The following is a 24,431-nucleotide window of genomic DNA, read 5'->3' as shown; positions in this document are numbered from 1 at the left end:
CGCGACGGCTCGCGTCCGGCGGCGATGATACATTTTTTGAATGACGATCCTGGTCGCCGCGATCGCGATTCTCGTGGCCGTCGGCGCCGTCCTTCCCCCGCTCCTCCTGAGGCGGAGCCGCGACCGGCTCGCCGCGGAGATCCTCGCGCGCGCCGGCGCTCCACCCGCGCTCCTCACGCCGGCGGACCGGTGCGTCGGACGTTTCCGGCGGGTGCCCGGAGTCCTCGGTCTCACGGGGGAAACGATCTTCTTCGAGAGCCGGCACGAGCGCCGCACGGATCTCCCGCTCCGCACGATCCGCCGCATCAGCTCCGGGAACCGGATGACGACGACGGGACGGCGGCTGCTGCGCGCCGAGGTGTTGACGCTCGTCGGAACCGACGCCGAGACGCGGGAGTTCGTGATGCCGAGGGCGTCCGTCTACCAGTGGCGGCAGCACCTGGGGGCGTGGGCGGCCGGGCAGAAAGCCGCGGCGGAGGTCGTGAAGCCCGGACGCTAGACGAACGCGACGACCCGGTCCCGCAGCGAATCGGGCAGCCCCGCCTTCACCCGCTCCTCGATCTCCTCCCTCGAGTACTTCGCCGAGAAATGCGTCAGGACGATCGCCTCGTTGGCGAAATCGGAAGCGCGGGCGGCGATCTGGGAAAGATGGAGATGCCGGTAGCGGGCGGCCCGCTCCTCCTCGCCCGGCCGGATGAACGTGCATTCGAGGAGGAGGATGCGCGCGCGAAAGATCTCCGGCGCGACGTCGAAGATCCCGGCATCGCAGTCCCCCGGGTAGGCGAGGAGAGGCGTTCGAATCTCCTCGGTCACTCCGATCCCCCGCTCCCGGAGCCGCGCGATCTCTTCCCCGGAGGTTCCGGCGAGATCGCGGCGCAGCTTCCGGCGCGTCTCGCAGAAGACGTAGCCGGCGCACGGAACCCGATGGCTCCCCGCGGTCACGTCGACTTCGAGATCGTGGCGGAGCGGAATCCGGTCGCCGGGACGGACGCCCTTCAGGTGGGCCGCGTACCGATGGAATCCCTCGAGCTCGACGTGCAGCGCGAGGATCTTCTCGAACCCCTCCATCGCCTCCGCCGGCAGGAACACCCTCCCCGCCTCCAGCCCCTGGAGCGTCCGCTGCGAGGCATACGAGGCGACTCCCGCCGCATGGTCGAGATGGGCGTGCGTCACGAAGACGTTCGGGACCGCGACGAGCGCGTTCGGGCATCGTCCGATCTCGAGCGCCGAGCGGAGAGTCGGCAGGCGGTAGAACGATTCCTGTCCGGCGACCGAGCGTCCGACGATCGGCACGTCGCAGACGCGGAGGGTCGTCGTTTCGGCCATGGCGGGGAGACTACCAAGAACCGGGGAAAACCCGGGTCCCCGGCTCCGGGGACTGCTCTTCGCCGTCCCGACGAGGCGCGGCGAGGGCGAGCCCGCGGGGATGCGCGTCGTCCCGCGGGACCCGCCGGCGTTCCGGAGCGTGCGTCGGAGGGTCACGCGGGCATGCGCCCTTCGGGCTCGATGCGTTGCCTCGCCGGCCAAATCGAGGTGTTATCATTCGCCCCAGTTTCATGGTCGTCTACAACGCCGCCTCCAAGGAACTGACCGCGAAGATCGTGTACTACGGTCCCGGATTCGGCGGCAAAACCACGAATCTCCAGTTCCTCCACCGGCGGCTCGAGCCCTCCTCGGTCGGAAATCTCCTCACGCTGGCGGCGACCGCCGACCGGACGATCTTCTTCGATCTCCTTCCCGTGGAGCTGGGGGACCTGAAGGGATACCGGATCCGTTTCCAGGTCGCGACCGTGCCCGGACAGAGCCCGTACAACGAGACGCGCCGGGTCGTACTCCGCGGCGCCGACGGGATCGTCTTCGTCGTCGATTCCCGCTGGTCACAGCTGCCGAAAAACCTCGAGAGCCTCCAGAACCTTCGCCAGAATCTGAAGGAGGAAGGGATCGACGCGGCGACGATCCCCTTCGCGGTCCAGTTCAACAAACGGGATCTTCCGGACGTCCTCGCCGTCGACGCGCTCCAGGAAGGTCTCGGTCTCGCCGGGCACCCGTTCATCGAAGCCGTCGCGTCCGAGGGAAAGGGCGTCGTCGAGACGTTCAAGCTGATCTCGAAGCTGACGTTCGTCGACATCCTGCGGCGGCTCCAGAAGCGCGGAGCGCCGAAGCCCGCGCGTCCGGCGGCGAGCGAGACGGAAAACCTCTCGGCCTGGAAGAGCTCCATGGTGCACGGGATGAGCGCTCACGCGCCGGAGGTTCCGCCCCCCGCCGCGCGCCGTGTGCCCGAACCGATCGCCTTTCCCGAGACCGAAGACCTCGGGACGACGCGCGCGATCCCGACGCTCGCCTCGCCGCACCCCGCCGCCGTCGCGGCTTCGGACGCCGACTCCCCGCCGATCGCCGTCGCTCCGTTTCCGATGGACGAAGAGGGGTCCGGGACGGCCGAGGCGCCGGCGGAGACGGCGCGCCGCGACGCGATCGTCTTCGAGACGTTCCCGCCCCTCGCCGAGCCGTCCGGCGTCACGGAAGACACCAATCCGGCGTTCTTCCCCAGACGGCCCGCCTCCGCGCCGGCTCCCGTCGAATTTCCGGGGCAGGACGATCGTGCCAGCACGGCGGCATTCGCCGTCCCCGCCGTCCCCGACGTCCCCGACGAGCCGGAGCCGCCCGAAGCCCCCGCGGCGCCTTTCGCCCCCGAGGAGCCGGCGACGGCTGCCGAGGCGGCTGCGGCGGAAGCCGCCCGTCCGGAGAGCGCAGAAGCCCCGCCTCCCGTCATGGCGGAAGCCGCCCGGCCCGCCGCCGAGACGACGTCGGTTGCTCCCGAAACCCCGCCGCCCGCCGCCGAGCCGGCGCCGGTCGCCTCTGCTTTCGAGGAGCGAATGATCCAGCTCGCCGTCGTCTCCGCGTGGGGCGACCGGATCTCCGCCGCGGAAGAGAAGCTCGCCCGATGGGACGAGCTCGAGCAGAGATTGTCGGGGATCGAAAACGGCCTGGCGCAAGGCGCCGGGATCCCGGCCCGCATCGGCGCGCTCGAAGGGCGGCTCGGCCAGGTCGAAGCCGCCCGCGGCTGGGCGAAGGATTTCGATCTCCTGCGAACCGACTGGACCAACGCGCGCCTCGCGTCGGAGGGCCAGGTGAGCGATCTCCGCCGGGGGATCTCGGACCTCCAGCAGTCGCTCGCGGAGGGATCGGGGCGCGAGATGGAGCTCGTCGCGCAGGTGAGCCGGGAGTCGCTCGCCACCGCCGCGGCGCTCGAGAAGCTCGGCTTCCGGATCCAGGAGACCGAAGAGAAGTTCAGCCAGCTCGTCGTCGACCAGGAGTCGCGTCTCGCCCGGCTCGAACGTCTCCTCGACGAGCTGAGCGCGCGCTCGACGGCGGAGCGGGAATCCGCCCGGCAGGCCGTCCTGGAGCTCGAAGAGCGGTTCCGGGCGTTCCGGGACGAGGAAACCGAGAGTCGGCGGCGGGCGGCGGCCGAGATCGACGAAACGGTGCGTCAGGCGCGCGACGACTTCGCGCGCCGGCAGAGCTCGGCCGACGACCTCCGGCGCCGGCTCGCCGACGCGCTCGCCGACCTCGCCGGCCGCCTCGGAGATCCGCACACCCCGTCGTAAGATCGGGCTCATGAAGGGCGACCGGCGGCGCTCCGCCCTGGGAAACCCGGCGGATGCTCCGCGCCGGTGCCGGCGGCCCCGCGGAGCGGGAGACCCATGACGGGGCTCCGCGCCCTCGCGGGCAGCGTGATCGTCCTCGTGATCCTCTGGGACGCGTTCGAGTCGATCGTCCTGCCGCGGCGGGTCACTCACCGTTTCCGGCTGACCCGCCTCTTCTACGCGGTCGCGTGGAACGCGGTCGCGGCGGTCGCGCGGCGCGTTCCCGCGGGGAAACCCCGGCAGGCGCTTCTCTCCGCCTTCGGCCCGCTCTCGCTCCTGATGCTCGTCGCGTTCTGGGCGGTCGGTCTCGTGTTCGGTTTCTCGCTCCTGCACGCCGCCGTGGGAACCGCCGGCGGCTTCCCGATGGACCTCTACATGAGCGGATCGACGTTCTTCACGCTGGGACTGGGGGACGTGACGCCAAAGGCGACCGCCGGCCGCATCGTGACGGTGCTCGAAGCGGGAGTCGGCTTCGGATTCCTCGCGCTCACGATCGGCTACCTCCCGGTGATCTACGGCGCCTTCTCGCGCCGCGAAACGAACATCTCGCTTCTCGACGCGCGCGCCGGCTCCCCTCCCAGCGCGCGGGAGCTCCTCTCGAGGTACGGCCGTCCCGAGCACGTCGGATCTCTCGCCCGGTTTCTGAGGGACTGGGAGGTCTGGACGGCGGACCTCATGGAAAGCCACCTGTCGTATCCGGTCCTCTGCTACTACCGCTCCCAGCACGACAATCAGTCGTGGCTCGCCGCGCTCACGGCGATCCTCGACACGTGCGCGCTCCTGATCGCGCACGCGGAGGGAGAGATCGCGTGGCAGGCCCGACTCACCTACGCGATCGCGCGCCACGCCGTCGTCGATCTCTCGCAGGTGCTCCACATCGCCCCTCGTCACGGGAGCGGTGAGCGGCTCTCCCCGTCGGCGCTCGCCGAGATCCGCGCGGAGCTGCGGTCGGCCGGCGTGCCCCTCTGCGCCCCGAAAGCCGCCGACGAGACGCTCCAGGACGTCCGACGGATGTACGAGCCGTACGTGGCCGCGCTCGCCGACCGCCTGATGATGACGATCCCGGGCTGGTCGCATCCGAACCGCCCCGCGAACTGGCAGACGAGCGCCTGGGAGAAGGAAACGGCCGCCGAGCGCCGCCCCTAGCGCCCTTCTTCCCGCCCCGGCCGGCCGCGCCCCGGCGTTCGGAGACCGCCCTTCGCGGAATTCGAGCGCCCATGGCGCCGTTGAAGATCTCGATGGCCCGCGAAGCGCTCCGGCTTCCCGAAAATGTCCCCGGCGACTTCTACGTCGACCGCACGTGCATCGACTGCGACGCGTGCCGCCAGATCGCCCCCGGGACGTTCCGCGACCACGGCGGCGCGTCGAGCGTCGGGAGTCAGCCCATCGGCGACGCCGACGTCCGGCGCGCCATGATGGCCCTCGTCGCGTGCCCGACCGGGTCGATCGGCGCTCCCCGTTCGTTTTCCCGGAGGATCGGGACCGAAGCCTTCCCCGACCCGGTCTCGGAAAACGTGTATTCCTGCGGATTCCGCGCCGCGTCGAGCTTCGGGGCGGAGAGCTGGCTGATCCGTCGGCCGGCGGCGCAAGGGGGCAACGTCCTCGTCGACTCCCCGCGTTTCGCGCCGCCCCTCGTCCGCGCGCTCGAGCGAATCGGCGGCGTCTCGGTTCTCTTCCTGACCCACCGCGACGACGTCGCCGACCATGCCCGGTTCGCGGAACGGTTCGGATGCCGGCGGTTCCTCCGGTCGGAGGACGGCGGCGCTCGGCTCGGCGTCGAGGAGGCCTGGAGCGGCGATGCGCCCCTCGCGATCGATCCCGACCTCACGGCGATCCCGACTCCCGGCCACACCCGCGGGCACGCGGTCCTCCTCTACCGCGACACCCATCTCTTCACGGGGGACCACCTCGCCGGGTCGCCGAACCGGAAGCGTCTCACGGCGTTCCGCGACGCGTGCTGGTATTCCTGGCGCGAGCAGATCGGGTCGATGAAGCGTCTGCGGGACTACCGGTTCTCGTGGGTCCTGCCGGGCCACGGCCGCCTTCACCACGCTCCCGAAGCCGAGATGAGGGCTTCGCTGGAGGAGTGCATCCGGTGGATGGAAAGGACACCATAGTGACTGGAAATCCCAGGAGGGATGGCGGTTTCAGTTGCATGGGCGCGGCGAGGCACGAGCCCGACGGGATGCGGGCCGGCCGCGAGATCCCGAGGCCTACCGGGCGTAGGTCGCAGGGTCTCGCGGACGGCACGCGCCCGTCCGGCTCGATGCATCGCCGCGCCCCCTCTACAGGAGCGGCGACATCAACCTCGCTACCCCTTCGCCGAGCGCCGCGAAGAACCCCCTCCCCGACAGGATCTCGGGCGTGATCTCGCGGCTGTCGGCGACGTCCTTCTCGAACTGGGCGTCGACGACGGCCGCGAAAGCGGGATCGAACACGAGCGCGCTGATCTCGAAATTCAGCCAGAAGCTCCGGACGTCCACGTTGGCCGACCCGATCAGGCACCAACGGCCGTCGATCGACATGAGCTTCGAATGGAGCATCGCCGGCCGGTATTCGAAGATCCGGGCGCCGGCCCGGACGAGGGCCGAGTAGTACGAGCGACCGGCCGGACCCATGAGGGTCACGTCGTTCCTCTCGGGAAGGAGGATCCGCACGTCGACGCCGCGGAGCGCGGCCGTCACGAGCGCCCGGTTCGTCGGCCCGTCCGGGATGAAATAGGGGCTCGCGATCCAGCAGCGGGAAACGGCCGACGTGATGCCCGCAAAGTACGCCAGACGCACGGCGTTGGCTTCCTGGTCCGGTCCGCTCGGGAGCACGGCGACGAGGCTGCCGCCGTCCGGCTGCGCTTCGCGGGGAACGTCGAGGATCTCCTCCGATCCGGTCGCGAAGGACCAGTCTTCGGCGAAGACCTCGGCGAGCGCGCCGGCCGCCGACCCTTCCAGCACGAGGAGCGTGTCGCGCCACGCCGGGACCGGGCCGCGGCCCAGCCGTCCGGAGTATTCGTCGCCGACGTTCATCCCGCCGGTCATCGCGATCTCGCCGTCGACGACGAGGATCTTTCGATGATTCCTCAGGTGGACCGCCCACCGGCGGCGGAGCGGGTTGATCGGAAGGAAGACCTCCACGTGTCCCCCGGCTCGCCGGATCGCCCCGAGGGCCGCGCCGTCGATTCCCCACGACCCGACCGCGTCGTAGAGGAGCCGGACGTCGAGCCCCTCGCCGGCCCGCCGCGCGAGGAGAGCCAGGAACTCGTTCCCCGTCGGGTCGTTCTTGATCATGTAGTACTCGGCCCAGATCGACCGCCGGGCCGATGCGATCGCGTCGGTGATCCGGCGCGCGGCCTCCTCGTTGCTCGAGACGAGCTCCGCGCGGTTGCCCGCCACGGGCGCGGCGTCGGAGAGGCGCTCCGCCAGACGCAGGACGCCGCGCTCGGGGGGGGTCAGGCGCGGACGGTCGCCGCCCGGTCCGCGGGCATGCCCCCGGCGCTGGCGGAACCGGAGGGTCGCTCGACGCTTCGCCCGGCGGGTCCGGGCGACGTGCGGATTGGCGAGCAGCAGGTAGGCGAGCACCCCGGCGCCCGGAACGGCGATGATCGCGAAGATCCACGCGAGCGTGCTCGCGAACCCGCGGCGGCGGACGATCGCGAGCGTGATCACCGCGAGGACGATCACGTCGTACGCGAAGAGCGCCCAGAACGGAATCCGTTCGAAGAGCGCCGCGACGTGGGCCAGATGCGTCAGCATGGGCTTCCGCGTCGTAAGATCGCGGCCGTGGCGGACCCGAAGGAGGAGGAGAGGGCGCGCACCTCGCCGCGGGCCGTGGCCGCCGCGGGAATCCTGCTCGCCGTGGTCCTGGGTGCGGTCATCCTCTTCCTCGCCGTGCTGTTTTCCCGCGCCTGCGCCTGACGGGTGCCCGGATGGTACCAGTCCGCGTGGCATTCCTTGTGCTATGGGGAAGGTGCTTCGCACGGTTTCGTGCGCGCTCGTCGTTCTCGGAGCCGCGGTGACCCCCGCCCGGGCACAGGTGGGCGGCGAGGCCGGGGACACCGTCGGGGGCGAAGTCGCTCCGAAGGTCCAGGCGCCCGGGAACAACCCCCTGCAGCGCGCGATCCACGCGGTCGCCCACGAGGCCGGGCGGTATTTCAGCGACAGCGTCGGGATGGTGACCGCGCCGGCGCACTGGACGAAGACGGACTGGGAGAAAGCGGGCGCGTTCACCGTCGTTCTGGGCGGCCTGATCGCGGCGGACCACGGCATCGACCGGGCGGCGCAGAACAACCGTTCCGACTTCACGAACCACGTCTCGTCGGCGACCACCAGCTTCGGCGGCGGCAACGGGACCGAAGCCGCGATCGTCGCGATCGGCGCCGGACTCGTCTTCCGCAGCCCCAACCTCCGCGACACCGGCCGGGAAGCGCTCGAGGCGAGCATCCTCACCGCGCTCGTCGAGAATCTCGTCATCAAGCCCGCCTTCGGGCGCGAGCGCCCCTACCAGTCCAACGGCAAGACGGACTTCGACTTCGCGTCGAGCAACTCCTCGTTCCCCTCGGGCCACACGACCCAGGCGTTCGCCCTCGCTTCCGTGGTGGCCGCTCGGTCCCGGGGATGGGTCGTGCCGACCGTGGCCTATACCCTCGCGTCGGTCATCGCCTTCGACCGCGTGAACGACCACGTCCATTTCGCGAGCGACGTGTTCGCCGGCGCGGTGTTCGGCACCGTCGTCGGGAAGTACATCGTCCACAAGCACGAGCGCGAGGCGGTCGGAGAGCCCGTCCAGACGTCGCTCGACATCGTGCCGATCCGGAACGGCCTCGCCGCGCGGATCGGCTTCTAGGCCGCCCTCGACCACTCCGACCGCGCCGCCGGTGGAACTCCCGTTTGATAGAATCGCCGGACCGAACGGGAGGTCCGGATGAAGCTCTTCTCCGCGAACGAGATCCGCAACGTGGCCGTCCTCGGCCACAACACCGTCGGAAAGACGACCCTGGTATCGGCGATGCTGCACCGCGCGGGCGCCGTGACGCGGGCCGGCGACATCAACGCCGGAACCTGCGTGACCGATTTCGACGCCGAAGAGATCGACCGCAAGATCTCGATCAACCTCGGGGTCGCGCACGCGATCCATCGCGAGACCCGCATCAACTTCATCGATGCGCCCGGCTACGGAATCTTCGTCTCCGAGGCCCGCTGCGCGGTGGCCGCCGCCGATGCCGTGATGATCGTCGTCGACGCCGTGGCCGGCATCGAGGTCCAGACCGAGAAGGCGTGGAAATTCGCCGAGCAGTTCAAGAAGCCGGTGATCTTCGTCGTCAACCGCATGGACCGGGATCGCGCTTCCCTCGAACGGTGCGTCGCGGACCTCCAGAAGAAGTTCGGCCGCGGCGTGCTGGCGCTCCAGATCCCCGTCGGGGCGGAGAAGGAGTTCCGCGGGACGATCGATCTCGTCCGGATGGAATCGCACATGCTCCGGGACGGGAAGCGCCTCGACGGAGCGATCCCCGAGGAATACCGGGAACGCGCCGACGCCGAGCACAAGAACCTCGTCGAGATGGTCGCCGAAGGGGAAGACCACCTCATGGAGAAATTCTTCGCCAACGGCACGCTCGATGCGTCGGACCTCCTCCCCGGACTCCAGGAGGAGATCGCCGAGCGCAAGGTCTTCCCCGTCATGTGCGTCTCCGCGCAGCTCGAGATCGGCGTGCTCCGGCTGCTCGACGCGTGCGTCGCGCTCCTGCCCGCGCCGGCGGGGACCTCGGTCGCGGCGAAGGACCGGGACGGGAAGGACACGCTCGTCAAGGGCGACGAGAACGGGCCGCCGCTCGCCCAGGTCTTCAAGACCATTTCCGACCCGTTTTCCGGGCGGATCACGTACTTCCGCGTCTTTTCCGGGACGTTCAAGTCCGACGGCACGTACTGGAACTCCGGGAAGGGAATGCCCGAGCGCTTCTCCGGGCTCTTCCTCCCGCAGGGGAAGGAGCACGTCAGCGTCGCGGAGGTTCGCGCCGGCGACATCGGCGCGGTCGCGAAGCTCAAGGAGACGTTCACCGGCGACAGCCTCTCCTCGAAGGAGAACCCGCTCCAGCTTCCCGCGATCCCCTTCCCCGAGCCGGCGATCGCGTTCGCGATCGAGGCCAAGGCGAAGGCCGACGAGGACAAGATCTCGAACGCGCTCCACAAACTGATCGAGGAAGACCCGTCGCTCCATTTCGAGCGCGACGAGGAGACGAAGGAGTTCCACCTCTCCGGCGCCGGTCAGCTCCACGTCGAGATCGCCGTCGCCCGCCTCAAGAAGCGCTACAACGTCGAGGTGATCCTCCATCCGCCGAAGGTCCCGTACCGGGAGACGATCACCCGGAAGGCCGAGGCGCACGGGCGCCACAAGAAACAGTCGGGCGGACACGGCCAGTTCGCCGACTGCCGCATCGAGGTTTCGCCCCTCCCCCGGGGAGCGGATTTCGAGTTCGAAAACGACATCTTCGGCGGAGCGATCCCGCGCAACTTCATCCCGGCCGTGGAAAAGGGGATCCAGGAGGCGCGCCGGAAGGGATATCTCGCCGGACATCCGATGGTCGATTTCAAGGTCCGGCTCTACGACGGGCAGTACCACGACGTCGACTCCTCGGAAATGGCGTTCAAGATCGCGGGATCGCTCGCCTACCGCGAGGCGATGGCGAAGGCAGGGGCCACGATCCTCGAGCCGGTCATGCAGGTCGAGGTCTACGCTCCCGCCGAGTACATGGGCGACCTGATGGGCGACCTTTCGTCGCGACGCGGCCAGGTCCAGGGAATGGAAGCCGACGGCGACCGCCAGACGATCCGCGCGCTCGTTCCGATGGCCGAGATGCTCACGTACGGCTCGACTCTGCGCTCGATCACGCAGGGACGCGGCGATTTCCACATGGACTTCTCCCACTACGCGGAGGTTCCGCACATCGTGCGCGAGAAGATCATCGCGGAGTCGGGGAAGAAGCAGACCGCGGAAGCCGAAGCGTAGCCGCAAGATCGGATTCGGGGACCGGGAGCGCGCGACGGCGGGCTCCGCTCGTCGAAGCCTTCCGCGATGCGAAAGGCCCCGGCCTCGAGAACTGCCAAAACGGAGATCCGGCTTTCTGCCGCGCCCGGCGCGCTGGACGGGACGCCGGCCGCGTGGAACGATCCTTCGAGGGCGCGGCTACAGCCGGATTCGGAGCTCTCCTGCCGCGCCGACGTCGCGCTTGTCCGACGAGTAGACGCCCGAGATGCCGATCGAAACGACTTTCAGGGGGAGCTGCAGACCGGCCGTGAACGCCCAGTGAGGATCGACCGCCTCGAGATCCCGGAACGCGCCGACCCGCACGAAGAAGATCTGGGCCCCCGCGGCGATCCGGCGGCTCGAGAGCCCCGGGACGAGCGTTTTCTGCTTGTTCAGGTCGGCGTCGGCGGAAAAGACGATCCCGTCGAACGACACCGGCGCGAACGCCGCTCCGGCGCGGATCGCGCGGGGAAGAGGCGCCCGCGACCCGTCCGCGAAATCGAACTCGGGCTCGTTCAGGTTCTGGGCGACGATGCCGACCCGGAGTTTCCCGAGCATCGCCCGATACACCGCGCCGAGGTCGAAAGCCACCTTGTCCGTCCGCGTCTCGCTCTTCTTCAAGGCGTCCCGAAGGAGCGACAACGGATCGTCCGCGGCCTCGGCGAGCGATTCCGTCGCGAAATAGGTTCGCCCCTGGATGTATCGGACGTCGCCGCCGATCGTGAAGCCGAGGAAAGTGCCCGCGTAGCCCGCCCGGATCTCCCGCGCTTCGATCCCCTTCAGGACCACGCGCGAGGCGAGAGACGGGATCGGCGAACCGGGAGCCGCGTACTGGATGGCGGGAGATGCTCCCGCGTAGACGGTCTCCCCGATCCCGATGCCGAATCCCCGCAGCGCATACCCCAGTCCCGCGCTGCCGGAGCCGATCGTGCCCGTTCCCGGTGTCGCGAAGTCGCGCAGATCGTCGAGGAGCTTCGCGATCTCGGCCGGATCGGTGAGGTTGCCGACGTCCACTCCCTGGAAGTCGTCCCGGAGGGTCCGCGCGAACCCGTTCTCGTCGACGCCCGCCGCGCCGCCGAAGACGGTCGCGCACCCCAGAGGACACTCGACGAGCTCCGAAGGGTTTCCCCAGAGGGCCGTGGCGTCGTTTCCCGACGCGACGAAGGTCCCCCCCATCCCCGTCGCCTTCGCCCCCGGCGCGGGCGTCTGCGCGAGAGCGGACGAGGCCGCCACCAGAGCCGCGAGCCCGAGCGCCGAGGCCGTTTTCGATCGCATTCGCCGATTATGGCGCGGTTTCGCCCGCCGCGAAGCGGGAAGGAACGAGCCTTCGTTCGCGTTAGAATGAGTCTGGAGGATGGAAAAACAGCATGAACCCTTTTGAAGTGACCCCGGACGCCCGATTCCAGTCGTCCGCCGTCGGAGCGGCGAGCCGCGTTTCGCTCTTCCTGCGGCGCGTCTACGGCTGGATGTTCGCGGGCCTCGCCCTGACCGGTCTCGTCGCCGTCGCGATGGCCTCGAATCCCTCGCTCGTCATCGGTTTCGCGCGCAATCCGGTTCTGTTCTTCGGTCTGATGATCGGAGAGCTCGGCCTCGTCGTCTACCTTTCGGCGCGGGTCCTGAAGATGTCGCCCGCGGCCGCCATCGGCGCATTCGTCGCGTACGCCGCGTTGAACGGTGTGCTCTTCTCGACGATCTTCCTCGCCTACACGGCGACGTCGGTTGCCACGACCTTCTTCGTCACCGCCGGGATGTTCGGCGGTCTCGCGCTGTTCGGAACGGTCACCAAGAAGAGCCTCGCGGGCATCGGCTCGTTCGTCTCGATGGGTCTGATCGGACTGATCCTCGCGATGGTCGTCGGCATGTTCGTCCACTCGGACGGGCTGCAATTCGCGATTTCGATCATCGGGGTGATCGTGTTCACCGGTCTCACCGCATGGGACGCGCAGCGCCTCAAGGCGATGGCCGTCGCGACCCCGGAAGGCCATGTTCAGAACCTGGCGATCATCGGCGCCCTGCGCCTCTACCTCGACTTCGTGAACCTGTTTCTGTTCCTGCTCCGCTTCATGGGCCGCCGCCGCTAGGCGGGCGCGGCGATACATCGAGCGAATACGCGCGTCCTCGACCGCCGTACCCCTCCGACGTACGTTGACAGGACGCCTGCGGGGTTCGGCGGCGTGTGGGTGCGCGTCTGGCTCGCATCTCCCCGCGCCCGGGCACCGGAATCGATGCCCCGACGAGGGGGCGCCGGCTACTCCCCCGCCGCCGCCTTGTCCATGAACCAGAGGGTCCGCGCGGCCTTTACCCTGGCGGCCGGGTAATCGGCACCCGCCTCGATCTTCCCCACGATCTCCCGCTTCGCCTCTCCCTCGACGAGGAAAAGAACCTCGCGCGCGGCGTTCAGCGCCGGATAGGTCAGCGTCAGACGCCAGGCGCCGAGAGAGGACACGAAGTTCGCGGCGCAGGAGCGGTGGGTGATCGACAGCGCATCCGTTCCGGGAAAGAGCGAAGCCGTGTGGCCGTCGCCGCCGAGCCCGAGGAAGACGAAATCGAGGATCGGCGGCGTCCCCGCGACCGAGCGAAGTTCCTGCTCGCAGAGCGCGGAGGCCTCGGCGGGGGGAAGCTCGCTCCGCCACCGGTGCGCGTTCGCGGCCGGGATCGGCACCCGGGAAAGGAGCGTCTCCCGCGCCATCCGGTAGTTGCTCTGCGGATCGTCGGGCGCCACGCAGCGCTCGTCTCCCCAGAAGAGATGAACGCGCATCCAGTCGATCTCTCCGGCCCGTTCGGCGATCGCGGCGTGGGTGGCGCGCGGCGTCTCCCCTCCCGAAAGCGCCGCGAGGAACGCCCCGCGCGCGGAAATCGCCTCCCGTCCCGCTCGGAGGAACTCGTCGGCCGCGGCCGAGGCGAGCGCGGGCGGTGTTTCGAAAACGGAACGCATCACCGTGGAGCTCCGATCATCCCGGCTTCCCTTCCCGAAAGGTTTCCCGTTCGCGACGGCGGGCGAAAGTCGGGATGGAGTCCTCCGCGCGCACGGCCATGCGCGCTCCGGACTAGAGCTTGCGCCAGTGGCGTCCGTCTCCTTCGATGAAGGTGTTCGCGGCCACCTCGGGACCCATCGTCCCCGCGGGATAGTTCGGGAAGCCTCGCGGCTTCGTCTTCTCCCACCCCTCGAGGATCGGCATCACGACGCGCCAGGCCTCCTCGACTTCGTCGCCGCGCGTGAAGAGCGTCGCGTCTCCGTGCATGATGTCGAGGAGGAGCCGCTCGTATCCGCCGTGCTGTGCGGCCCCGAGCTGGTCGTACGGAAAGTCCATCGATTCCGGGGTGACCCGCATCCCCGCGCCCGGGATCTTCGCCAGGAACTTCAGCGAGATTCCCTCGTCCGGCTGGATCTTCAATCTCAGCACGTTCTTCTCGAGGCGTCCCGATCCGCCCGGCTCCTTGAGGAAGATCGTCGTGTGCGGCACGTCCCGGAATTCGATCGCGATCTCCGTCATCCGTTTTTCGAGCCGCTTCCCCGAGCGGAGGTAGAAGGGGACCCCGGCCCACCGCCAGTTGTCGATGAAGAAGCGCACCGCCGCGTACGTGGGGGTCGCCGACTGACGCGAGACCCCCGGCTCCTGGCGGTAGCCCGCGACCTCCTCGCCCCCGACGACGCCGGGACCGTACTGGCCGCGCACCGCCGATTCATCGAGCCGGTCGGGAGGGATGGGGCGGATCGAGCGGAGAACCTTCACCTTTTCGCCGCGCACCGATTCGGCGTCGAGGCGCACCGGCGCCTCCATCGCGGTCAGGCAGAGGAGCTGCAGCAGGTGGTTCTGGGACATGTCGCGCACGACGCCAGCCGACTCGTAGTACCCCGCCCGATGGCCGACGCCCAGCGATTCCGCCACCGCGATCTGCACGTTATCGATGTATCGCCGGTTCCAGAGCGGCTCGAAGATGCCGTTGGCGAACCGGAGGACCAGGATGTTCTGGACCGTCTCCTTTCCCAGGTAGTGGTCGATGCGGAAGATCTGGTCCTCGCGGAAAACGCGATGGATCTCCGCGTTCAGCGCCCGCGCCGACTCGAGGTCGTGACCGAACGGTTTTTCGACGACGACGCGAGAAAAGCAGCCGGTCTCCTCCCGGGCCAGCCCCGCGCGCCCGAGATGGTCGACGATGACCGGATCGACGTCGGGCGGTGTCGCGAGATAGAAGACGTGGTTCTCCGGGCACCCCGCGCCGCCCTTGCGGCGCGCCTTCGCCAGCATCGTCTTCAGCCGCCGGTAGGTCGCGGGCTCGTGGAACTCTCCGGTGACGTAATGGAGTCGGCCCAGGAACTCCGGAGGAAGCTCGGTGACCTGGAGCGGGTCCGTCGAGAATTTCGCGACGGCGGCCTGCATCGCGGTCCGGAACCCGGCATCGGTCATCGGGCTGCGGGAGACGCCGACGGCGAAGAACCCGTCCGGGAGAGCCCGCTCCTTCGCGAGCTTGGCGAGCGCCGGCATCAACATGCGCGCGGTGAGGTCGCCCGAAGCCCCGAAGATCACCATCGCGCACGGCTCGGGAGCGGCCGGCGTCCCGTCGAGCGGGGCGGAGACGAGGGGCTTCGGAGGCTGCCGCGTCGTATCGGGCCGCGCGGCCGCCGCGGCGGGTTTCTTTCGTCCGCCCGCCGGGTGTTTCCGGTGGCGGGAGACCGCCGTTTTCCCGCGCCTCCCTCGCGCCTTCTTCTTCGGCCTCACCGGCACGTTTGCGTTCCCGCGCCTCGCCGGCACGTCCAATGCTGCGCGCCTCGCCGGCACGTCCTGTGCTGCGCGCCTCGCCGGCAGGTCCAATGCTGCGCGCCTCGCCGGCACGTCACGACTTCTTCACCGCGTGGCCGCCGAATTCGTTCCGAAGAGCCGCGATTGCGCGCGCCGAGAACGAATCCGCCTGCCGCGAGCGGAACCGGGCGAAGAGAGCATCCGCCAGCGCGGGAGCGGGAACGGCATGATCGATCGCTTCCTTGAGGGTCCAGCGGCCCTCGCCGGAGTCATCCACCCAGCCCCGGATGTGCTCGAGCTTCGGATCCTTCCCGAGGGCGTCCGTGAGCAGGTCGAGGAGCCACGATCGGACGACGGAGCCATATCTCCAGATGCCGGCGATCTGCGGAAGATCGAGCGAGAAATCGGACGCGTTCAGGATTTCGAATCCCTCCCCGAGCGACTGGAGCATCGCGTATTCGATTCCGTTGTGGACCATCTTGACGTAGTGCCCCGCTCCGGAGGCGCCGACCCGCGCGAAACCGTTCTCGGGCGCGAGCGTCTCGAAGATCGGCCGGACCCGCTCGACTGCTCCCGCGTCTCCCCCGACCATCAGGCAATAGCCGTTCTCCAGTCCCCAGACGCCGCCGGACGTCCCGGCGTCGAGAAAGAACACGCCCGCGCTCGCGAGCTCCGTGGCGCGGCGCATCGAGTCGCGGTAGTAGGAATTCCCGCCGTCGACCACGACGTCGCCTGCGGCGAGCCCCGGGCGGAGGGCGGCGATCGTCTCGTCGACCGGCGGACCGGCCGGGATCATGAGCCAGACGACGGCCGGCTTCGGCAGCGACCGCGCGAGCGCCTGCGGAGAGGCCGCCCATTGCGCCCCGGCGTCCCGCGCGGCTCCCTCGGCGTCTCCCCTCGAATACGCGACGACCTCGTGACCGCCCCGGGTCAGCCGCTTCGTCATGTTGGCGCCCATGCGGCCGAGCCCGATCATGCCGATCTTCATTTCCGCCCCTCCAGCGCCGACCGGACGCGATCGGCCCAGGCGGAGAGCGCGTCCGCCGACGGCCCCGAAGCGGAGGCGCCCGAAAAAGGCAGGCCGCGGCTCCGGAGAGCCTTCTCGTCGCCGATCGCCTGCGCCTCGAGAAACGTCGCGAAGCCGAAGTCGGAGCCGGGGATCGGGACGTCCCCCTCGCCGGGATCGACGAACTGCAGGAACACCCCCTCCTTCGGTCCTCCCTTGTGGAGCTGGCCCGTCGAATGGAGGAACCGCGGTCCGAACCCGACCGTCGTCGCGCATCGAATCCGGTTCCGGAGATCGCGCCGGAGCCGGAGGAGCGTCTCCTCGTTGCGCGGGCTCCGGTCCACGTACGCCTGCAGAGCCAGGTAGTCGCGGCCCGGACGCGCTTCCCCGAGGAGCCGCTCGAGGGTCTCGCCGTGGAGCGACACGCCACCGGCAGCGCGCCGGCCGCGCTCCCTCGGGAGGGACTTCGTCTTCCCGAACCCGGCGAGCACGGCGTTCGTGTTGTCCTTCGATTCCTGCACGTTCGGCTGGTCGAACGGATCGATCCCGAGCACCGCGCCCGCGGCCGCGACCGCGAATTCCCAGACGAACATCCGCGCCCCGAGATCGTACCGGTCGCGCCACGCGCGGACGCGGACCGGATGCCCCTCCTGCGCCAGGCGGTCGAGCTTCTCGTCCGCTTCCCCCGCGCCCTCCGCTCCGTCGAGCCTCTCGTAGAGAAAGAACCGGTCGGACGAGTAGTCCTCGGGCCAGCCGGTCGGCTCGCCGTCGATCGGCACGACGCCGGTGCCTTCCTTCCCGGTCGATTCGGCGACGAGCTGCTCGAGCCATGCGCCGAACGGCGCGATCGCCGCGGAGCACACGATCGTCGCCTTGTCCCGCCCGTCTCGCGCGAGGCGGCCGAGCGCCGCGCCGAGAGAGAGCCCCGGATTGCGGAGGCCCGGCGTGCGGCACGCCTGCGCCGCCTCGTCCGCCCGCTCGAGGAGGCGCGGCAGGTCGACGCCGCAGAGCGCCGCGGGGACCAGGCCGAAGTACGAGAGCGCCGAGTAGCGTCCTCCGATCCCGGGCAGGTTCTCGAAGACTTCGGCGAACCGGTGCTCGATCGCGAGCTTTTCGAGCGGCGAGCCGGAATCCGTGATCGCGACGAACTGCTCGCCGGCGCGCTCCGGAGGCCCGGAGCGGCGGAGCGCCTGGTCGTGGAAATACCGGAACTGCGAGATCGTCTCGAGCGTCCCGCCCGACTTCGACGAGATCAGGAAGAGCGTCGCGTCGAGATCGATGCGCTCCGACGCGTCCCGGACCTGTTCCGGGGACGTCGAGTCGAGGACGATGAGCTCGGGAGCGTCGGGCCGGCCGAGCACGCGCCCGAAGACCTCCGGCGCGAGCGAAGAACCGCCCATTCCGCAGAGGACGACGAAACGCCTCCCGCGGCGGGCGTGGATGGCCCACTCTTCGAGCTCCGTCGCCCGGCGGAGCATTTCGGACGGCGCATCGAGCCAGCCGAGGGCGTTCTCGATGATCTCCCGGTGCTTCTCGTCGGACTTCCAGAGGAACGGATCGCGCCGCCAGACGCGGTCCACGAACTCTTCGCGCGCGAGGCGCTCGGCGGACTCCCGGACGGCGCTCGCGGCCGGTCCCAGCCGGGCCCAGTCGCGGCCGGGCGCGCGCTTCACCGGCGCGCCGCGACGCCCGCGTCCTGCCGTCGCTTGGATTCGAGCCCCGCCAGGAGCTCCCGGTACGAGTCCTCGAACTTCCGGACTCCGTCGCTCTCCGAGAAGTTGTCGGTGATGTCGTGGTAATCGATGCCGAACTCCGCGAGCGCCGCGACGTCGCGCCGCGCTTCCTCGACGCCCCGCGTCAGCGTCTCCTCGGGCCGGCCGTGGTCGAGATAAGCGTCCATGGTCTTGATCGGCATCGTGTTCACCGTGGGACCGCCGACCAGCTCCTGGACGTAGAGGATGTCGGAGTAGGCCTTGTTCTTCGTCGACGTCGATGCCCAGAGGCAGCGCTGCGTCCGCGCGCCCTTCGACGCGAGGGCTTCCCACCGCGGCCCCGAGAAGATCTTCCGGAATTTCGCGAAGGCGAGCTTCGCGTTGGCGACCGCGATCCGGCCCTTCAGCGATTCGAGGCGCCGCCGCCGCTCCGGATCCTTTTCCGAGGCGAGCTCGGCGTCGATCCGCTTGTCGGTCTCGGTGTCGATCCGCGAGACGAAGAACGACGCGACGGACGCGACCGGCCGCGGATCGCCGCCCTGGCGGACGAACTCCTCGAGGCCGGCGAGGTAGGCCTCCGCGACTTCGGCGTAGCGGTCGACGGAGAAGATCAGGGTGATGTTGATCGACTTCCCGCCCGCGATCATCCGGCGAATCGCGGGAATGCCGGCCGGAGTCGCCGGGATCTTGACCATCAGGTTCGGCTGGGCGATCTCCCGGTGATACCGGGTCGCCTCCGCGATCGTTCCTTCGGTGTCTCCGGCGAGCGACGGGAGCACCTCGATCGACACGTACCCGTCCTCGCCCTCGGTCGCGTCGTAGACGGGACGGAGCACGCCGCAGGCTTCCCGGATGTCCTGGACCGCGAGCGCGTCGAACACCTCCGGGGTCGATTTGCCCGCCGCGACGAGCTTCTCGATGTCCGCGTCGTAGGCGTTTCCCTCCGAAAGCGCCTTCTGGAAGATCGACGGGTTCGACGTCACCCCGACGACCGCCTTCTCGTCGATCAGCCTCTTCAGCTCGCCTCCGCGGATCATGTCCCGCGAGAGCTCGTCGCACCACACCGAGACGCCGTAGTCCTTCAGCCGGAAAAGGGAGTTCCGGGCGTCGCTCATCTCTTCACCTCCGGAAATTCGAAGACGCCGGTCCGGGCGTCGAGCTCGATCTGCTTGACCTTCTCCAGCCGACGCGCGTGCCGCTCGGCTCCCGAATAGCGGGCATTCAGGAACGCCGCCGCCACTTCCCGGGCGAGCGATCCGCCGATCACCCTCGCGCCGAGCGTCAGGATGTTCGCGTCGTCGTCCTCGACTCCCTGGTGGGCCGAGAAGGTGTCGTGGCAGACGGCTCCCCGCGCGCCCGGAACCTTGTTGACCGCGATCGACGCCCCCACGCCCGAGCCGCACACGACGATCCCGCGCTCCGCCTCTCCCCGCGAGACGGCGACCGCGACGGCGCGCGCGAAATCGGGATAGTCGTCGGCGGGGTCGAGGCTCGTGTTCCCGAGATCGACGACGCGATGCCCCGCGGATTCGGCCCAGGCGAGGAGCTCGCGCTTCAGCTCGAACCCGGCGTGATCGCATCCGAACGCCACTTTCATCTCTTCTTCCTCGCCGGCCGCGCCGGCCGTCTGCGGGTCGATGGTCCACGGCGGGCGCCGGCGGCCTTCCGCGACCGGGACGCCCGAGCGGGTTTCTTCTTCCCGGCGGGCCGGGCGGCGTCGAGGCGGGCGACGAGCCGGGCGGCCTCGCGAGCGACATGCTCCGGAGTGAATCCCGCCTCCTTCATGTTCGTCGGGCCGGGGGCCGACGATCCGAAGCGATCGATCCCGATCGCGATCCCGCGCGGACCGACGTACTTCGCCCATCCGAACGTCGTCCCCGCCTCGACCGAGACGCGGGCGGCGATCGACGGCGGGAGGACCTGCTCGCGGTACGCCCGCGGCTGCCGGTCGAAAAGCCACGTCGACGGCATCGAGACGACGCGAGCCGGAATCTTCTTCTTCGAAAGGAGCTCCCGGGCCTCGAGCGCGACCGAGACCTCCGAGCCGGATGCGATCAGGATCACCGCGGGACGGCCGCCGGACGCCTCGGAAAGCACGTAGCCTCCGCGATCGACGCGCATCGCGGCGCCGTACTTCGCCGGATCGAGCACGGGAACGCCCTGCCGGGTGAGCACGAGCCCGACGGGCCCCTCCGTGTGGGCGATCGCCGCCTTCCACGCCTGCGCCGTCTCGTTCGCGTCCGCCGGGCGAATCAGGACGATTCCGGGCATCGCGCGAAAGGAGGCCAGGTGCTCGATCGGCTGGTGCGTCGGGCCGTCCTCGCCGAGTCCGATCGAATCGTGCGTCCAGACGTAGATGACGGGGAGCTCGGAAAGCGAGGCGAGCCGCACCGAAGGCCGCATGTAGTCGGAGAAGATGAAGAACGTCGCGCCGAACGGGCGGATACCGCCGTGGGCCGCCATGCCGTTGAGCGCCGCCCCCATCGCGTGCTCGCGGATCCCCCAGTGGAAGTTGCGGCCGGTGGACTCCTTCTCGAAGTCCGGCTCGCCCTCGATCAGCGTGTCGGTGGAGGGCGCCAGGTCCGCGGAGCCGCCGGCGAGAGCGGGATAGCGCTTCGCGATGGCGTTCAGGACCTTGCCGGAGGCCTTCCGCGTCGCGAGCTGCCCTTTCTTCGCATCCTCGGGCCGGAAGGCCGGGACGTCCGCGTCCCAGCCGGCCGGGAGCTTGCCGGCCATCGCGTCCTGGAATTCCCGCGCGAGACCGGGAAACGCCTTCGCGTACGCGTCGAAGCGGCGCTTCCACCCCGCGTGGTGTTCGGCGCTCTTCCTTCCCGCTTCCCGCCACCGGGAAAGCGCCTCGGGGGGCACCGCGAAATGAGCGTTCGGGTCCCACCCGAGGATCTCCTTCGTCTCCCGGACCTCGTCCTCACCGAGCGGAGAGCCGTGGGCCTCCGCGCTGTCGGTCTTGTGCGGCGACGGATATCCGATGTGGGAACGGCAGATGATGAGCGAGGGGCGCCCCATCTCGGCGGCGGCTTGCCGGTAGGCGGCCTCGAGCGCGGCGCGGTCGTTCGCGTCCTCGACCCGGAGCACGTGCCAGCCGTACGCCTCGAAGCGCCCCTGCACGTCCTCGTCGAAGGCGAGGGACGTATTCCCCTCGATCGTGATGTGGTTGTCGTCGTACAGGAGGTTCAGTTTCCCGAGCCGCAGATGGCCCGCGATGGACGCGGCTTCGGAAGAGACTCCCTCCATGATGTCGCCGTCGCTGCAGAATCCCCACGTCCGGTGGTCGACGACCGCGTGCCCGGGACGGTTGAACCTCTTCGCGAGGAGCCGTTCGGCGATCGCCATCCCGACGGCATTCCCGAAGCCCTGCCCGAGCGGTCCCGTCGTGACCTCCACGCCGGGCGTCATGCCGCGTTCCGGGTGGCCCGGCGTCTTCGAGCCCAGCTGCCGGAAGTTCTCGATGTCCTCCAGGGTGACGGCGTATCCGGTGAGGAAGAGCACCGAATACAGCAGCATCGAGGCGTGCCCGCACGAAAGGACGAACCGGTCGCGGTCGGGCCACAGCGGATCCTTCGGGTCGTATCGGAGGATGCGGCTCCAGAGCACGTACGCCGCGGGCGCGAGAGCCATCGGCGTCCCCGGATGGCCGGAGTCCGCCTTCTGGACCGCATCCATCGAGAGTGTGCGAACGGTGTCGATGCAGAGCCGATCGAGGTCCTCGGCCGGCGCGGGGGGATTCTTCCTGGACACAGAGCTCACCGGACCTCCTCTGATCGGGCTCATGTAATCACATGCGAAAACAATTCCAAAATGGAGCGAATTCTGAATAATCTCGGTCGTGCCTCGCGTTTCGCCGCCTCGCCCCGCCGTTCTCGTGATCTGCGACGGCTGGGGCGTTCGCGACGAGCGCGAGGGGAACGCGATCGCGCTCGCCCGCACTCCCGCCTACGACCGCCTCGTCCGCGAGTTTCCGTACGCGCTTCTTTCCGCTTCCGGAGAGGACGTCGGCCTCCCGGCGGGGCAGATGGGGAATTCCGAGGTCGGGCACCTGAACCTCGGCGCGGGCCGGATGGTGCCGCAGGACATCCTGCGCATCGACCTGTCGATCCGCGATGGAAGCTTCTTCCGGAATTCCGCGCTGCGGGCGCTCTCCGCCGGGATTCGCGCGCGGGGCGGCGCGCTGCACCTGCTCGGCCTCCTCTCCGACGGCGGCGTCCATTCCCACGAGCGGCACCTCTTCGCGCTTCTCGAGTTCGCCCGGCGCGAGCGCCTTCCGCGCGTCTTCGTGCATGCGTTCCTGGACGGCCGGGACACTCCGCCGGAATCCGCCGGAACCTACGTGGGTCGTCTGAAAGAGGAGATCGCGCAGGGGGGCCTCGGCGCGATCGCGACGCTTTCCGGACGCTACTACGCGATGGATCGCGACAAGCGCTGGGACCGGGTGCGACTCGCTTACGACGCGCTCGTCCACGGCCGGGGGCGGCGGGCGAGCGGTCCCGACGAGGCGCTCCGGATGGCGGCCGAGGCGGGCGAAACCGACGAGTTCGTCCGGCCGACCGTCATCGAGCGGGACGGAACGCCGGCCGCCACGATCCGGAGCGACGACGGGGTCGTCTTCTTCAACTACCGCGCCGATCGCGCTCGAGAGATGACCGAAGCGCTGACGTCCCGCACGTTCGACGCGTTCGAGCGGGGAGAGGCGGCGTTCCCGGCGTACGTCGGCATGACCGAATACAAGGAAGAATTCCGCCTTCCCGCCGCCTTCCCTCCCGAGACCCTCTCGGGAATCCTCGCCGAGGCCTGGGAGAAGGCGGGCCGGACGAACCTCCGCCTCGCCGAGACCGAGAAGTACGCGCACGTGACGTATTTCTTCAACGGCGGAGTCGAGAAGGAGTACGGCGGCGAGAGCCGGGTCCTCGTTCCCTCCGCGAAAGTCGCGACGTACGATCTGCGGCCCGAGATGGCGGCCCCCGAGATCACGGAAAAAGCGCTCGAAGCGGTCGCATCGGGCGCTCACGACGCGATCGTCATGAACTACGCCAATGCCGACATGGTCGGCCACACCGGGAAGCTCGCCGAGACGATCGTCGCGATCGAATGCCTCGACGCGTGCCTCGGCCGTCTCGCCGACGCGGTCCTCGCGCGCGGCGGCGCGCTCCTGATGACCGGCGATCACGGAAACGCCGAACAGATGATCGACCCGGCCACGGGCGAGCCCCACACCGCGCACACGACGAATCCGGTTCCCTTGATCGTCGCCTCACCCGGAGGACGCCGCTTCTGGCTCGCGCCGGGAGGGTCGCTCCGCGACGTCGCGCCGACCCTTCTCGCACTCCAGGAGATCGAAGCGCCCCGGGAAATGACCGGACGGGATCTGAGGATCTTCTCCGGGTGAGCGCTCCGGCGCGCCGGCGCGGCTGATCATGGCCGAACTTCGAACGGCGACGCCTCCCCCGACGCCGCTCGTCGTGTTCGACGGCGACTGCGGCTTCTGCCGCTTCTGGGTGGCGCGCTGGCGCGGCGTCCTCCGCGGCCGGGCGCAGTTCGAGCCGTTCCAGACCGCGAACGCGAGGTTCCCGGAGATCCCGGCCGACGCCTTCCGGCGCGCGGTCGGGCTCGTCCTCCCGGACGGAACCGTGTTCTTCGGCGCGGAAGCGGTGTTCCGCGCGCTCGCCCTCCGGCCGGGCCGAGGGACTCCTCTCGCGCTCTACCGCCGATTTCCGCCTTTCGCGGCCGCTGCCGATCTGTTGTACCGCGGGATCGCCTCGCACCGGGGAGCCGCGGACGCGGTGACTCGGGCCGTCTGGGGACCCGACCCGCGCCCGCCGACGTCCATCCGCTCGCGGCGGCTTTTCATCGGTGTCCTCGGGGCGATCTCGCTCACGGCCTTCATCTCCCTCTGGTCTCAGGTGGACGGCCTCATCGGCTCTCGCGGAATCGCTCCCGCCGGCGAGCTCCTGTCGGCGGCCCGCGGCGAGCTCGGCAGCCGCGCGTACGCCCTACTTCCGTCGATCTTCTGGCTGGGCGCCGGAAACGGCGCTCTCCAGGCCGCATGCGCCGCCGGCGCCCTTCTCTCGATCCTGCTGGCCGCCGACGTTCTACCGGCGGTCTGCGCCGGCGGGTGCTGGGCGCTTTATCTCTCGCTTTCGGCGGTCGGAAACGAATTTCTCTCGTTCCAGTGGGACGCGCTCCTCATCGAGACCCTCTTCCTGACGATCTTCCTCGTCGATCCGCGCCGCCTCCGCGGAGCGTCGCCAGGCGCGGAGCCCCCTTCGCGGGTCGCGCTGTTCCTCTTTCGCGTGCTCCT

The 24,431-nt window shown here is 69.5% G+C and carries 20 protein-coding genes; 10 read left to right on the top strand and 10 right to left on the bottom strand.

Going from position 1 to position 24,431, the window contains the following annotated elements; all coding sequences use genetic code 11:
• Nucleotides 1-40 precede the first annotated feature (40 nt).
• Nucleotides 41-499 carry a hypothetical protein gene (locus VFS34_06440; protein ID HET9794083.1) on the top strand — a complete coding sequence of 153 codons (459 nt, stop codon included), beginning with the start codon at nt 41-43 and terminating at the stop codon, nt 497-499.
• On the opposite strand, the gene VFS34_06435 is transcribed toward VFS34_06440, so the two are convergent.
• Entirely contained in the window at nt 496-1,326 is an 831-nt protein-coding gene (locus VFS34_06435) for an MBL fold metallo-hydrolase (protein HET9794082.1), read from the bottom strand. The two genes, VFS34_06440 and VFS34_06435, sit on opposite strands and share 4 nt — an antisense overlap.
• Before the next feature lie 230 nt (nt 1,327-1,556).
• On the opposite strand from VFS34_06435, the gene VFS34_06430 reads away from it, so the two are divergent.
• The 3 genes from VFS34_06430 (at nt 1,557) to VFS34_06420 (ending at nt 5,761) form a co-directional block, all read left to right on the top strand.
• The gene (locus VFS34_06430; protein HET9794081.1) at nt 1,557-3,605 is read left to right on the top strand and encodes an ADP-ribosylation factor-like protein; all 2,049 of its coding nucleotides are present in this window, start codon (nt 1,557-1,559) and stop codon (nt 3,603-3,605) included.
• Nucleotides 3,606-3,701: 96 nt separating this feature from the next.
• Entirely contained in the window at nt 3,702-4,790 is a 1,089-nt protein-coding gene (locus VFS34_06425; protein ID HET9794080.1) for a potassium channel family protein, read from the top strand.
• Between the two features lie 71 nt (nt 4,791-4,861).
• Nucleotides 4,862-5,761, top strand: coding sequence for an MBL fold metallo-hydrolase (locus tag VFS34_06420; protein HET9794079.1), 900 nt, complete (start codon nt 4,862-4,864; stop codon nt 5,759-5,761).
• 168 nt (nt 5,762-5,929) lie between these two features.
• Here the strand turns inward: VFS34_06420 and cls are convergent, their stop codons facing one another.
• Nucleotides 5,930-7,390 carry a cardiolipin synthase gene (gene cls / locus VFS34_06415; protein ID HET9794078.1) on the bottom strand — a complete coding sequence of 487 codons (1,461 nt, stop codon included), beginning with the start codon at nt 7,388-7,390 and terminating at the stop codon, nt 5,930-5,932.
• A 27-nt stretch (nt 7,391-7,417) separates the two neighbouring features.
• Between cls and VFS34_06410 the strand changes: the two genes are divergently transcribed.
• The 3 genes from VFS34_06410 (at nt 7,418) to fusA (ending at nt 10,640) form a co-directional block, all read left to right on the top strand.
• The gene (locus VFS34_06410; GenBank protein ID HET9794077.1) at nt 7,418-7,552 is read left to right on the top strand and encodes a hypothetical protein; all 135 of its coding nucleotides are present in this window, start codon (nt 7,418-7,420) and stop codon (nt 7,550-7,552) included.
• Between the two features lie 52 nt (nt 7,553-7,604).
• Nucleotides 7,605-8,480, top strand: a complete 876-nt coding sequence (locus tag VFS34_06405) for a phosphatase PAP2 family protein (protein HET9794076.1) — start codon at nt 7,605-7,607, stop codon at nt 8,478-8,480.
• 78 nt (nt 8,481-8,558) lie between these two features.
• Nucleotides 8,559-10,640, top strand: a complete 2,082-nt coding sequence (gene fusA, locus VFS34_06400; protein ID HET9794075.1) for an elongation factor G — start codon at nt 8,559-8,561, stop codon at nt 10,638-10,640.
• 177 nt (nt 10,641-10,817) lie between these two features.
• Here the strand turns inward: fusA and traF are convergent, their stop codons facing one another.
• The gene (gene traF, locus VFS34_06395) at nt 10,818-11,933 is read right to left on the bottom strand and encodes a conjugal transfer protein TraF (GenBank protein HET9794074.1); all 1,116 of its coding nucleotides are present in this window, start codon (nt 11,931-11,933) and stop codon (nt 10,818-10,820) included.
• A 92-nt stretch (nt 11,934-12,025) separates the two neighbouring features.
• On the opposite strand from traF, the gene VFS34_06390 reads away from it, so the two are divergent.
• A complete protein-coding gene (locus tag VFS34_06390; protein ID HET9794073.1) occupies nt 12,026-12,739 on the top strand; it encodes a Bax inhibitor-1/YccA family protein in 714 nt (237 codons plus the stop codon).
• 167 nt (nt 12,740-12,906) lie between these two features.
• On the opposite strand, the gene pgl is transcribed toward VFS34_06390, so the two are convergent.
• The 7 genes from pgl to tkt form a co-directional block, all read right to left on the bottom strand.
• Nucleotides 12,907-13,593 carry a 6-phosphogluconolactonase gene (pgl, locus tag VFS34_06385; GenBank protein HET9794072.1) on the bottom strand — a complete coding sequence of 229 codons (687 nt, stop codon included), beginning with the start codon at nt 13,591-13,593 and terminating at the stop codon, nt 12,907-12,909.
• A 112-nt stretch (nt 13,594-13,705) separates the two neighbouring features.
• Nucleotides 13,706-15,379, bottom strand: coding sequence for a glucose-6-phosphate dehydrogenase (gene zwf / locus VFS34_06380; protein HET9794071.1), 1,674 nt, complete (start codon nt 15,377-15,379; stop codon nt 13,706-13,708).
• A 115-nt stretch (nt 15,380-15,494) separates the two neighbouring features.
• Complete coding sequence (gene gnd / locus VFS34_06375; GenBank protein HET9794070.1) at nt 15,495-16,388, bottom strand: decarboxylating 6-phosphogluconate dehydrogenase; 894 nt, start codon at nt 16,386-16,388, stop codon at nt 15,495-15,497.
• Entirely contained in the window at nt 16,385-18,079 is a 1,695-nt protein-coding gene (locus VFS34_06370) for a glucose-6-phosphate isomerase (GenBank protein HET9794069.1), read from the bottom strand. The genes gnd and VFS34_06370 overlap by 4 nt, the downstream gene beginning before the upstream one ends.
• Entirely contained in the window at nt 18,076-19,233 is a 1,158-nt protein-coding gene (gene tal, locus VFS34_06365; GenBank protein ID HET9794068.1) for a transaldolase, read from the bottom strand. Before tal ends, VFS34_06370 begins: the two co-directional genes overlap by 4 nt.
• On the bottom strand, nt 19,230-19,715 hold the full coding sequence (locus VFS34_06360; protein ID HET9794067.1) for an RpiB/LacA/LacB family sugar-phosphate isomerase: 486 nt from the start codon (nt 19,713-19,715) through the stop codon (nt 19,230-19,232). The genes tal and VFS34_06360 overlap by 4 nt, the downstream gene beginning before the upstream one ends.
• Nucleotides 19,712-21,883, bottom strand: a complete 2,172-nt coding sequence (gene tkt, locus VFS34_06355; protein HET9794066.1) for a transketolase — start codon at nt 21,881-21,883, stop codon at nt 19,712-19,714. The genes VFS34_06360 and tkt overlap by 4 nt, the downstream gene beginning before the upstream one ends.
• A 79-nt stretch (nt 21,884-21,962) precedes the next feature.
• Here tkt and gpmI point away from each other — a divergent pair, with 79 nt between their 5' ends.
• Both gpmI and VFS34_06345 read left to right on the top strand, forming a co-directional pair.
• Complete coding sequence (gpmI, locus tag VFS34_06350) at nt 21,963-23,519, top strand: 2,3-bisphosphoglycerate-independent phosphoglycerate mutase (GenBank protein ID HET9794065.1); 1,557 nt, start codon at nt 21,963-21,965, stop codon at nt 23,517-23,519.
• A gap of 28 nt (nt 23,520-23,547) precedes the next feature.
• The coding region (locus VFS34_06345; GenBank protein HET9794064.1) for a DCC1-like thiol-disulfide oxidoreductase family protein at nt 23,548-24,431 on the top strand (884 nt) is incomplete at its 3' end.

This window comes from Thermoanaerobaculia bacterium, from assembly GCA_035717485.1.
In the GTDB taxonomy this organism is placed as follows: domain Bacteria; phylum Acidobacteriota; class Thermoanaerobaculia; order UBA5066; family DATFVB01; genus DATFVB01.
Note: the sequence above shows the minus strand (reverse complement) of the source record. Positions and strands in the feature narration are given on the sequence as shown.

Coding starts and splice junctions, on each gene's coding strand:
- VFS34_06440 (HET9794083.1), top strand. CDS start 41: ATGACGATCCTGGTCGCCGCGATCGCGATTCTCGTGGCCGTCGGCGCC.
- VFS34_06435 (HET9794082.1), bottom strand. CDS start 1,326: ATGGCCGAAACGACGACCCTCCGCGTCTGCGACGTGCCGATCGTCGGA.
- VFS34_06430 (HET9794081.1), top strand. CDS start 1,557: ATGGTCGTCTACAACGCCGCCTCCAAGGAACTGACCGCGAAGATCGTG.
- VFS34_06425 (HET9794080.1), top strand. CDS start 3,702: ATGACGGGGCTCCGCGCCCTCGCGGGCAGCGTGATCGTCCTCGTGATC.
- VFS34_06420 (HET9794079.1), top strand. CDS start 4,862: ATGGCGCCGTTGAAGATCTCGATGGCCCGCGAAGCGCTCCGGCTTCCC.
- cls (HET9794078.1), bottom strand. CDS start 7,390: ATGCTGACGCATCTGGCCCACGTCGCGGCGCTCTTCGAACGGATTCCG.
- fusA (HET9794075.1), top strand. CDS start 8,559: ATGAAGCTCTTCTCCGCGAACGAGATCCGCAACGTGGCCGTCCTCGGC.
- traF (HET9794074.1), bottom strand. CDS start 11,933: ATGCGATCGAAAACGGCCTCGGCGCTCGGGCTCGCGGCTCTGGTGGCG.
- VFS34_06390 (HET9794073.1), top strand. CDS start 12,026: ATGAACCCTTTTGAAGTGACCCCGGACGCCCGATTCCAGTCGTCCGCC.
- pgl (HET9794072.1), bottom strand. CDS start 13,593: ATGCGTTCCGTTTTCGAAACACCGCCCGCGCTCGCCTCGGCCGCGGCC.
- gnd (HET9794070.1), bottom strand. CDS start 16,388: ATGAAGATCGGCATGATCGGGCTCGGCCGCATGGGCGCCAACATGACG.
- tal (HET9794068.1), bottom strand. CDS start 19,233: ATGAGCGACGCCCGGAACTCCCTTTTCCGGCTGAAGGACTACGGCGTC.
- VFS34_06360 (HET9794067.1), bottom strand. CDS start 19,715: ATGAAAGTGGCGTTCGGATGCGATCACGCCGGGTTCGAGCTGAAGCGC.